The organism is Bifidobacterium sp. UBA744, from assembly GCA_002298605.1.
Taxonomy (GTDB): Bacteria; Actinomycetota; Actinomycetes; order Actinomycetales; family Bifidobacteriaceae; genus Bifidobacterium.
In genome coordinates this window covers 2,827-11,518 of sequence record DBKS01000025.1, presented here as the reverse complement: position 1 = coordinate 11,518, position 8,692 = coordinate 2,827, and the positions used below count along the sequence as shown (strand labels likewise).

General features: G+C 60.7%; 8 protein-coding genes. 7 read left to right on the top strand and 1 reads right to left on the bottom strand.

Annotation, left to right across the window (positions count from 1 at the left end):
* Both B2994_RS02700 and B2994_RS02695 read left to right on the top strand, forming a co-directional pair.
* A partial coding sequence (locus tag B2994_RS02700) for an ATP-binding cassette domain-containing protein (RefSeq protein ID WP_291526856.1) occupies positions 1–372 on the top strand: 372 nt, incomplete at its 5' end.
* 374 nt (positions 373–746) lie between these two features.
* On the top strand, positions 747–2,018 hold the full coding sequence (locus B2994_RS02695; protein WP_291526855.1) for an ABC transporter substrate-binding protein: 1,272 nt from the start codon (positions 747–749) through the stop codon (positions 2,016–2,018).
* Positions 2,019–2,354: 336 nt separating this feature from the next.
* Here B2994_RS02695 and B2994_RS02690 read toward each other — a convergent pair whose 3' ends face one another.
* Positions 2,355–2,789, bottom strand: coding sequence for a hypothetical protein (locus tag B2994_RS02690; RefSeq protein WP_291526854.1), 435 nt, complete (start codon positions 2,787–2,789; stop codon positions 2,355–2,357).
* Between the two features lie 315 nt (positions 2,790–3,104).
* On the opposite strand from B2994_RS02690, the gene B2994_RS02685 reads away from it, so the two are divergent.
* From B2994_RS02685 to pstA, 5 genes are all read left to right on the top strand, one after another.
* Positions 3,105–4,370, top strand: a complete 1,266-nt coding sequence (locus tag B2994_RS02685; protein WP_414630625.1) for a sensor histidine kinase — start codon at positions 3,105–3,107, stop codon at positions 4,368–4,370.
* 354 nt (positions 4,371–4,724) lie between these two features.
* A complete protein-coding gene (locus B2994_RS02680; protein WP_291526852.1) occupies positions 4,725–5,432 on the top strand; it encodes a response regulator transcription factor in 708 nt (235 codons plus the stop codon).
* A gap of 226 nt (positions 5,433–5,658) precedes the next feature.
* The gene (gene pstS / locus B2994_RS02675; protein WP_291526851.1) at positions 5,659–6,789 is read left to right on the top strand and encodes a phosphate ABC transporter substrate-binding protein PstS; all 1,131 of its coding nucleotides are present in this window, start codon (positions 5,659–5,661) and stop codon (positions 6,787–6,789) included.
* A gap of 177 nt (positions 6,790–6,966) precedes the next feature.
* Positions 6,967–7,920 (top strand): phosphate ABC transporter permease subunit PstC, encoded by a 954-nt coding sequence (gene pstC / locus B2994_RS02670; RefSeq protein ID WP_291526850.1) that lies wholly within the window; start codon positions 6,967–6,969, stop codon positions 7,918–7,920.
* Between the two features lie 50 nt (positions 7,921–7,970).
* On the top strand, positions 7,971–8,692 hold a 722-nt coding region (gene pstA / locus B2994_RS02665), incomplete at its 3' end, for a phosphate ABC transporter permease PstA (RefSeq protein ID WP_291526860.1).

Sequence of the window (8,692 nt, the reverse complement as noted above, 5' to 3'; positions counted from 1 at the left end):
CCGCGGCTGGGGGAGCGCCGCGACCAGCTGGCCGGGTCGCTTTCGGGAGGCGAACGACAGATGGTGGCCATGGCCCGGGCTCTGATGATGAACCCGTCGGTGCTGCTGCTTGATGAGCCCTCCGCGGGCCTGTCGCCGATGCTGCAGGACGAAACCTTCATCCGCGTCCGGCAGGTCAACAAGGCTGGCGTCTCGGTGATCATCGTTGAGCAGAACGCCCGTCGATGCCTGCAGATCTGCGATCGCGGCTATGTGCTCGACCAAGGACGCAACGCCTATTCCGGTCGTGGCCGCGATCTGTTGGAAGACCCCAAGGTGATCAGCCTGTATCTGGGCAACCTTGAGGAGGAGGTCAAGGAGGAAGGACGATAGCAGCCTGGATCCAGACTGCTTTATTAGGCTGTTTCACTCTTTGACGGACTTTCGCGTCCTGCTTGGCCGCAGCTGGCCGAGCTGCGTCGGTTGTTGTCGCAAGTGCGGTGTGCGAGAGGTGGACGGTGCCCTCGCACGCCGCACTTCGGCATGTCTGGTAATGGTTCCCGCGATCAAAAAAAGCTTGCAATGCTGCAATTGAAGCGCCTTGTGTTTCGAAGTGATTACCGGTGAAATTGGTGCGAAACACAAGTCATACGAGAACGTTAATTGCGCTGTTTATGGTCATGAACCAAGATCGGTTCCGCACCGCGAGCACGATTCCCCTGCTCGATTCCCCGGCGCGACCGGCCTACTAGAGAGGAAGCAACACCATGAAATCCAGCAAGATAATGGTAACGATCACCGCTGCGGCCGCTGCCGCGGTGATGGCGCTCGCCGGATGCGGTTCCGGTTCGTCCGGTTCGTCCTCAGCCTCCGGTTCCGCCAGTGCGTCGAAGACAACCAATTTCGTCTTGGGCGGTTTGTGGCCGCAAACCGGTTCGCTTGCCTATTTGGCACCGCCGGAGGTGGCCGCCGAAAAACTGGCCGTCCAGGATATCAACGACGCAGGCGGCGTGCTGGGTAATCCGATCACCACCGTCGACGCCGATACCTCCGACGCCGATCACGCCGACCAGAACACCTCCGCCACGCAGTCCGTGATGAGCAAGAACCCGTCCTTCATCATTGGCCCGGCCGCGAGCTCCGTGGTGAAGAACACGTACAAGACCATCACGTCCGCCAAGATCCCCATGCTGTCCATGGGCGCCACCTCGTCGGACTTCTCCGGCCTGAGCCCGTATTTCTTCCGCACCGTGCCGCCGGACTCCGTGCAGGGCGCCGTACTGGGACAGGTCATCGCGCAGGATGGCGTGAAGAATCTGGCCGTCGCGGTGTTTAACGACGAATACGGCACCGGCCTGCGCGACACGATCGTCAAATCGGCCAAGGACGGCGGCGTGAACATCGTCTATGGCGAAAAGGACGCCTTCGATCCCACCGAGACGGACTTCTCGTCGATCGCCACCGCCATCAAGGCGTCCAACCCGGACGCCGTGGCCATCGTGGCCTTCGACCAGACCAAGTCGCTGATCAAGGCCCTTGCCTCGGCCGGCGTGGACACCAAGAAGCTCTACTTCGTCGACGGCAACACCGCCGACTACTCCGCCGACTTCGATGCCGGTCTGCTGACCGGATCCAAGGGCACGATCCCGGGCGTGATGGCCTCCGACGACCTCCAGAAGAAGCTGGTTGAGGCCTATGGCCAGAACATCACGACCTTCACCTATGGCGCCGAAACCTATGACGGCATTATTCTGGCGGCGCTTGCTGCCGAGAAGGGCGGTTCCGCCGACGGCGAGACCATTCAGAAGAACATGGCCGCGGTTTCAGGCTCGAACGGCGGCGAGAAATGCACCAGCTTCAAGGATTGCGTGGCGCTTATCAAGTCCGGCAAGGATATTCAGTACTCCGGCCTGACCGGCATCGGTCCGTTCAACAAGAACAACGATCCAAGCTCCGCAAACGTCGGCGTCTATGTGTTCGACGGCTCCAACAAGCCGCAGTTCGACCACGCGCAGGAAGGCGAGGTGCCGTCCGAGTGAGCCGGGATGGGGTCGGCCCGACAGCTGATCGGCCCATCCGATAATTGGCCCGATAACTGAATGCGATCCCTGAATGCAGACGATGGCCTGTGGCGAATCAAGTAGTGCTCCGATTGCCGCAGGCCATCATTATTTTTTTTTGGGGGGGGGTGATCACGGCGGCCATGCATGTGATCGAATAATATACGGGTGTCCATGATCTCCGTCGGTGTCCGGTTTTCGCAAAAGTGCAAAAATGCGGGAACCGGGATGGGGTGCAGCCGCCGTGTTCAGACGGCCGGTTCGAGACCGACCGCCTTTGTCACTGGGCCTGCTGCGTCACTGGGGTTTCCAGTGTCACTGGGCCTTCCTGCGGCCGCGGCGCTTGGAGGTGCCGGTGACGGCGTCGGCCACGTTGAAGATCACAATCTTGTCGTCGGGGTATACGGTTCCCTCGATGGTCTGGAAGGAGACCTCTCCCTCCGGGGCTTCGGGAAGAGGCAGATATTCCAGCAGGGCGGCGTGGAGCACCGGATCCTTGACGGTGATCGACGCCGTCTGCTTCTCGGCTGGGCGAGAGAATTTCACAGCGGAGTCCTCGTTTTTTTCGGCCGGGCTGATGGCGATCTGCTTGGTTTTGGAATTGATGAGCACCTTGGCATACGGTGCGTAATCGAGTATGGCGGCAACACCTTTATTGAAGCGAATCGCGGAATCGGTGACGGTCAACGTCGCTTTGGTGGGTGGAACGGTGAGGCTGACTTCGTTAAAACCGCGAAGCAGAGATGACATATGCAAATCTCCTTAGTGTTTTTTGTTGATATGCCGTACCAGTGTAACCGATTTTTACTGATTTTTTTACCTATGCATCCTATGGATTTCCCGCTGACTATTATGCGTGGCGGAGGGATTCTTTATAGGCGATGACACTGTAAAATATATGCGCCGTTATGACGGGCTATTACACGGATTATATGCGGTTTTTCCGTGCGGCGCCATGAACTTGTCGGCGTGCGAAGGTAAACATGGCCGCAGGTCCAGACCATCGACGATGGCGATTCGGAGGCTAGCATGGACACGCTCATTGACGCATCTGATCCGGCTGGAATGATCAGTGTGATAGTCGTCGTGGCGCTGGTGGCTGTTGCGCTTGTCGTGATGGGCATGCGCATCGGCTCGGCGCGCGAGGAGGAACGTGAGCGCGGTCATCGGCGCAGCCATGAGGACGAGGCCTCGCTGTTCGGCGACGATGTGCCGGTGCGGGAGGCGGAGCGCGGCCTGATCGAGGTAATGCCAAGCGCGGTGGTGATCTCCGATATTCACGGATCGGTGCGCTACTATTCGCCGGGTGCGCGGCGAATGGGCATAGTGCAGGGCGGCTGGCTGGCGTCCCGTGATATTGAGGACATCATTACGCAGGTTGCAAAAGACGGTGAGATTCGTCAGCGTGAGGTTGACATTCCGATTAATTATCCTGCTGGCGTAAGGCCGCGTGACGACGGTTCGGGTCGTGGCATTCAGGCCGGCGATGCCGTGCCGTCCGACACGATGCAGGTGCGGATTCGCGCCGGTCGCATCACGGAGTTGCTGTATGTGGTGCTGATTGAAGATGTGTCGGAACAACGGCGCTTCGAGGCGATGCGGCGCGATTTTGTCACCAATGTATCGCATGAGCTCAAAACGCCGGCCGGTGCCATTAGCCTGCTTGCCGAAACGATTAATGACGCCGCGGACGATCCGAAAATGGTGCGCTATTTTGCCGGTCGCATCACCAAGGAATCCGAACGGCTCACCGAGATGGTCAAGCGTTTGATTGATTTGCAGCGCGCGCAGAATCCGGCGATGAATTTCTCCGCCACGAATGTGTCCGCAATTGCGGTGGTTCGCGAGGCCGTGCAGGAAAATATCGTGCAGGCGCAGGCGAAGCATATCGGCATCGGCATTTCCTTCAACGGGACCAGCGTGGCGCTGACGGCGGCCGATGCCGCGCAGCGCGGCGAGCGGGTCGGCGATGCGATGGTGTTTGTGGATGAGGAATCGCTGCGTACGTCCATCAAGAACCTGGTGGAGAACGCGATTCGGTATTCGCCCGAGCGTACCAAGGTCAGCGTCGGCGTGAGCGTGGAGAACGGCCAGGTGAAGATTCGCGTGGTGGATCAGGGCATCGGCATCCCCGCCGACAGTCTGGGACGCATTTTCGAACGGTTCTACCGGGTGGATCCGGCGCGCTCGAGGGCCACGGGCGGTACCGGGCTGGGGCTGTCGATCGTCAAGCATTGCGTGCAGGAGTGCGGCGGCACGATTTCCGTATGGTCCCACGAAGGCGAGGGGTCTACCTTCACGATTTCGCTGCCGGAGTCCGAAGCGGCCTGAGGTCGCTGCGACGATGGCGTCGTGTTGTCCGTAAACTACGTATGCTTGTGGCTGTCTATGTAATTGAAATCCCTTGTGCCACAAGGGATAACAGGGTGTGAAGTGACGGTGTCTCAAGTGGGTATGATGGATGACGGATATGTGAACGCCGACCGTTCGCAAGCGTCTCACCAGGTGGTTTCGGAAACTGAGGAGCCTGAGGAATCTGAGGAATCCGAAGGTTTGCAACTGGACGAGTCCGATTGGCGGTGGATAGGCCGGCGGCGCACAAGAGGGGCCTCGAACAGGGGGCTCGGGGCGAGTAAGACGCCGCATATGATGTCGGCGGGAGAGCGGAAGGAGCGTGCTGCGCGCATGACTCGTATTTTGGTGGTTGAGGATGAGGAATCATACCGTGAGCCGCTGGTCTATCAGCTGCATCGTGAGGGATTCGAGGTTTCCGCCGCGGAAACCGGCGAAGAAGGATTGGAGCTGTTCACCAAAGGCGGCGTGGACCTGGTCCTGCTTGACCTCATGCTGCCGGGCATCGACGGAACGTCGCTGTGCCGCCGCATCCGTGAGCAGAGTCGCGTGCCGATCATCATGCTGACGGCCAAGTCGACTGAAATCGACAAGGTGGTGGGCTTGGAAATCGGCGCGGACGACTACGTGACCAAGCCGTACTCCTTCCGCGAGCTGCTGGCCCGCATCCGTGCGGTGCTGCGGCGCAACCAGGGTGGTACGCTCGGTCCCGCCTCGGCCGACGAGGACGTACCGCTGCAGTGCGGCGACATCTCCATGCTGGTGGGGCAGCACCAGGTGACGGTGCGCGGCGACAACGTGTTCTTCCCACTGAAGGAATTCGAGCTGCTCGAATACCTGATGCAGAACAAGGGCCGCGTGATGACGCGTCACCAGCTCATCGATCGTATCTGGGGTTCCGATTACGTAGGCGACACCAAAACGCTTGATGTGCACGTCAAGCGCGTGCGATCCAAAATCGAGGAGGATCCGGCGCATCCGAAGTATCTGACCACCGTGCGTGGCCTCGGATACAAGATCGACGAGCCGAGTGCCGAGTAACCGGGCGGCCGCGGGCGAAGGCGAATAGTCTACCGAGCAATCCACCGAGCAATCTACGTAGTCTTCTCGGAGGGGAAGCGGCGAGAAGTTATCAAAAAGAGTTCATCTTCCGTTCACCATTTTTGGGTTCCAACCCGCTCGGCCACCTCTACGCTGGGATATGTCACGAGGTGCGGCAGGTCCTCACAGGGTTGCCGCCGAATATCAGATAGAGGGAAAGAACCAAATGCGTAACAATGTGACTCGTTCCATCGCAGCGCTCGCCAGCATCGCCGCCATGGCGTCCCTGGCCGCTTGCGGTGACAACACTTCCGCCAGCACCACCAATGCTTCCAACTCCAGCTCGGCCGCCGCCGACGCCATCTCCGGCGAGTTCCAGGGCAAGGGCGCCTCCTCCCAGAAGACCGCCGTGCAGACCTGGATCAACGGCTTCCAGGAGAAGAACCCCGACGCCAAGATCGGCTACGATCCGTCCGGCTCCGGCGCCGGCGTGACCGCCTTCCTGCAGGGCTCCGCCGCATGGGCCGGCTCCGACGCCTCCCTGACCGACGACCAGGTCTCCCAGTCCTCCGACAAGGCCTGCGCCAACGGCACCACCGCCTTCGACGTGCCGGTCTACGTCTCCCCGATCGCCGTGATCTTCAACCTCAACGGCATCTCCGGCCAGGGCAAGACCCTGAACCTCGACGCCGCCACCATCGCCAAGATCTTCGACGGCAAGATCACCAAGTGGAACGATCCGGCCATCGCCGATCAGAACAAGGACGTCACCCTGCCCGACACCGCGATCACCGTCGTGCACCGCTCCGACAAGTCCGGCACCACCAAGAACTTCCTCGACTACGTGCAGAAGGCCGGCGGTAAGGACAACTGGAACTACGAAGTCGGCGAGAACTGGCCGAACGAAGTCGGTCAGGCCGCCAAGGGCACCGATGGCGTGGTGAACACCGTCAAGCAGGCCGACGGCACTATCGGCTACGCCGACGGCTCCGCCGTTGGCTCCCTCGGCACCATCGCCGTCAAGGTCGGCGAGAAGTACGTGGCCTACAACCAGGAAGGCGCCGCGGCCAAGACCCTCGACGTCTCCAAGCAGGCTGACGTGAAGGGCGACAACCGCGTGGTCATCAACATCAACCGCACCACCACCGAATCCGACGCCTACCCGGTCATCCTGGTGTCCTACGACATCGCTTGCCCGGCCTACTCCGACGCCAACACCGCCAAGTTCGTCAAGGCCTGGCTGACCTACGTCACCTCCAAGGAAGGTCAGGAAGCCGCCGCCTCCGACGCCGGCTCCGCCCCGATCTCCGACGACCTGCGCGCCAAGGTCACCAAGTCCATCGAAGCCATCAAGTAAGTCACTCGGGCCTCGTTCGCCAAGCAGTGACTTGCAATAACTTCACAGCAACATGACATGCAGAGCCGCAGCGCTTGGTTGGCACCTTCAATCAGGCACTGCGGTTTTGCCGCTCTATGCTGAAGCTGTAAGTTAGCTGTACAGGCCCCATCCAAAGCCCCTTCATAAGGAGAACCCGTGAGTTCGCAAGACAAGGCCGCTGTTGAGCCGGTGACCGGCAAGACCGCCGATAAGGTCTTCAAAGTCATCGCTTACGCCTGCGGCATCATGATTCTCGTGGCCCTTGGTGCGGTGACACTATTTCTGCTGTACCGGGCCTGGCCACTCATCGGTGGCGACCAGACCAAGAATTCCGCAACCATCGAGACCCTGACCGGTGGCAAGGCGACCAACTTCTGGCAGTACGTCGGTCCGCTGGTCTTCGGCACCATCCTCGTCGCGGCGCTCGCCCTGCTGCTGGCCTTCTTCATCTCCATCGGCATCGCGCTGTTCATCTCGCACTACGCGCCGAAGAAGCTCGCCACCGCGCTGAGCACCGTCGTCGACCTGCTCGCCGCCATCCCCTCCGTCATCTACGGTCTGTGGGGCGGCATCATTCTGGTTCCAGCCATCTACCCGTTCTGGAACTGGGTGTCCACCTACCTTGGGTGGATCCCCATCTTCTCCGGTCCGGCCGCCAACCCGCCGCGTACCGTCGCAACCGTGGCCGTGGTGCTTGCCGTGATGATCCTGCCGATCATCACCTCGGTGTCCCGCGACATCTTCCTGCAGACCCCGCGCCTGCAGCAGGAAGCCGCTCTGGCACTTGGCGCCACCAAGTGGGAAATGATCAAACTCGCCGTGCTGCCGTTCGGCAAATCCGGCATCGTGTCCGCCTCCATGCTCGGCCTCGGCCGCGCACTTGGCGAGACGATGGCCGTCTTGATGATCCTCTCCCCGGGCCTCGGCTACTCGTTCAAACTGTTGCAGGCGTCGCAGAATCAGACGATCGCCGCGAATATCGCCGCCCAGTACCCCGAGGCCGACGATCTTGGCGTGTCGGTGCTGATCGGCACCGGTCTGGTGCTGTTCATAATTACCTTCATCGTGAACTACGTCGCCCGCAAGATCACCGATAAGGCAGGTGCGTGATGACTGACGCAGTGCAAACCCCGAATGCCGCGCCTGCGGCACATGGTTCGATGAACGGCGCCCCCGTCATCGACTTCGACAAATTCAAGCCGACCCGCTCCTTCACCCAAGCGCGCAAGCGCAAGGACCTGTTCATGAAGGTGCTGATCTCCATCGCCTTCCTGATCGCACTGATCCCGTTGATCTCCGTGCTGTGGACCACTATCGCGGACGGCGTGCAGCGCCTGAACATCGATTTCCTGACCCACAACATGAAAGGCGTTTCAGGCGGCAAGCCAACCGCGTCCGGCGGCTACGGCGGCGTGCTCCACGCCATCATCGGAACGCTGGAAATCACTGCGGGCGCCATGGTCATCTCCATCCCGATCGGCCTGCTGTGCGCGGTCTACCTGGTGGAATACTCCAACCGTGGCAAGCTCGCCAAGGCGATCTCCCTGCTCGTCGACGTGATGAGCGGCATCCCGTCCATCGTCGCCGGCCTGTTCGCGTTCTCGATGTTCACCATCATCGGCGGGCCGGGCACAATCAACGGTTTCGAAGGTTCCGTGGCCCTGTCGCTGCTGATGATGCCGACCGTGGTCAAAACCAGTGAGGAAATGCTCAAGATCGTGCCGAACGATCTGCGTGAGGCCTCGTACGCGCTGGGTGTGACCAAGCAGCGGACCATCACCAAGATCGTGCTGCGCACCGCATTGCCGGGCATCGTGTCCGGCGCGATCCTCGCCATCGCGCGAGTTATCGGCGAAACCGCCCCGCTGCTCATGACCGCCGG